The 1,875-nt window shown below is 61.8% G+C and carries 2 protein-coding genes and 1 pseudogene; 1 reads left to right on the forward strand and 2 read right to left on the reverse strand.

Annotation, left to right across the window (positions count from 1 at the left end):
• Together Q0288_RS02475 and Q0288_RS02480 are read right to left on the reverse strand one after the other, a co-directional pair.
• A partial coding sequence (locus Q0288_RS02475; RefSeq protein WP_299426672.1) for an alkaline phosphatase D family protein occupies positions 1–879 on the reverse strand: 879 nt, incomplete at its 3' end.
• Between the two features lie 123 nt (positions 880–1,002).
• Positions 1,003–1,437 carry a universal stress protein gene (locus Q0288_RS02480; RefSeq protein ID WP_299426675.1) on the reverse strand — a complete coding sequence of 145 codons (435 nt, stop codon included), beginning with the start codon at positions 1,435–1,437 and terminating at the stop codon, positions 1,003–1,005.
• 250 nt (positions 1,438–1,687) lie between these two features.
• On the opposite strand from Q0288_RS02480, the pseudogene Q0288_RS02485 reads away from it, so the two are divergent.
• Positions 1,688–1,875: pseudogene (locus Q0288_RS02485) on the forward strand (type IV pili twitching motility protein PilT); the annotation flags it as partial.

The following is a 1,875-nucleotide window of genomic DNA, read 5'->3' on the forward strand; positions in this document are numbered from 1 at the left end:
GGTGGAAAGCTGTTGGCGGGGGTCGCTGGCGGTGGGTTCAAAAGTACAACGGCTGGGCACGTACTCGCGCCAGGCCTGGTTGGCTTCCAGGCGCAGCTTTTTCAGGCGCTCGGGGGCGTTTTTGAAGGGGTGGTCGGGTGCGCCGGGGGCGTCCCGGGCCGCATCCCAGTAGGTGTCGTTGGCGAACTCGTGGTCGTCCCACATCACAATGAAGGGGTGCGCGGCCATCGCAGCCTGCATCAGGGGGTCGCGGTAGCTTCTGTAAAGCTGCCGAAAGTCGGCCAGGCTCACCGCCAGATAGCTGCCGGAAGGCAGGCTAAAAGTGCGATGGGGAACCCGGGGGCGGCGGTAGCGGGGGTCGGCAGAATACTCGTAAATAAAGTCTCCCAGATGCAGCACGGCGTCCAGGTTTTCCCTCGCCAGGTGGGCGTAGGCTGCGTAGTAGCCGCTGCTGAACTCCTGGCACGAGACCAGTCCCAGCCGGATGGGCTGATTTTGTCCGGGGGCCGGGAGGGTCTTGCTGCGCCCGGTGGGGCTATAGACCTCGAGGTAGCGGAAGCGGTAGTAGTAGTGCCGCCCAGGCTGCAGCAGACCCGAGAAATCTACCTGAACGGTGAAATCGGTCTCGGGGCCAAAAGCTGTACTGATCGGGATCCGGAGCAGCGCCGGGACAAAGTCGGGGGATTCGGACAACTCCAGCCACAACGGTGCTCCAGCACGGTAGCGCTCGGGACCGACCCGCGTCCACAGCACCATCCCCGAGTCGCTGGGGTCGCCCGAGGCCACCCCCTGGGGGAAGATAGCCGCACTGGCATTCTGTGCACGGGCCAGCGGCAGGGTTGCCAGCGCACCCAACAACGCACGACGAGAGAGCCTCACCCCTCGATTGTGCCAGAAATTCCCCCTGAACACGATGCGAAGAGAGCATGTTTTTTGTAGTGCAGCAAGACCCTCTCTCCCGGGCGCTTCGCGTTTTGGAGAGGGGCTGGGGTGAGGGCTTCTTCACTTGCTCCGCAACACCAGCACCGGCCTGTCCGAGCGCTGCAATACTGCCTCGGTTACTGAACCCAGCATGAAGCGATCCAGCCCGCTGCGCCCGTGGGTGCCCATCACCACCAGGTCGTGGTTCTTGGCTTCGGCCAGGATGGCCTCGAGGGGTCTGGCTTCGACCAGCCGGGTTTCGGCCTCTACCCCAGCGGCCTTAGCCAGCTCGCTGGCTTTGCTGAGGGCTTCGCTGCCCACCCGCTTGAGGTCTTCGATCAGCTCGAGGCCATAGGGCACACTTTCGGGGCTGATCCACAGGGTCGAGCCGATATTCTCCACCGCATACAAGAACGTTACACGGGCTCCCATGCTCCTGGCGAGCTGTAAGCCTTCGGTGATGGCCTTCTGGCTCAAGACGCTTCCATCCGTGGGCATCAGGATTTTTCTGTACATAGCGCCCTCCTCGTTCTCTCGAGTCTAATCTAGACCGCGTTTGTCGGGACGAAAGCCCCTGCCCTAAAACCTGGGCTTGTAACGCCACCACCATGCCACGTAACGCCCCCATTCTGGGGCAAAACCTCGATAGATACAAGACAATTCCCCCGGGCCGCTGTCAAGCGCAAACAACCAAAATTAACGTAACAGCCCAGCGTTCAGGAAGGTCAGCCGGCCCTGCGAAGTCCACCTACAATCGCAATTGCCTATGACTTTTCACGAACTGCTCGCAAATTTGGTTGCCAGGGGGGTTTCCGACATCCACATGCACGTGGGGCTGCCCTTGATGGCCCGCCTGCACGGCAAACTTGGCCCCATTACCCAGAGCCCCCTCACGCCCCAGTACACCGCCGCCCTGGTGGACATGATGTGTAATGAGCGGCAAAAGGCCATCTT

Source organism: uncultured Meiothermus sp. (assembly GCF_937863175.1).
Lineage (GTDB): Bacteria > Deinococcota > Deinococci > Deinococcales > Thermaceae > Meiothermus.

Coding starts and splice junctions, on each gene's coding strand:
- Q0288_RS02480 (WP_299426675.1), bottom strand. CDS start 1,437: ATGTACAGAAAAATCCTGATGCCCACGGATGGAAGCGTCTTGAGCCAG.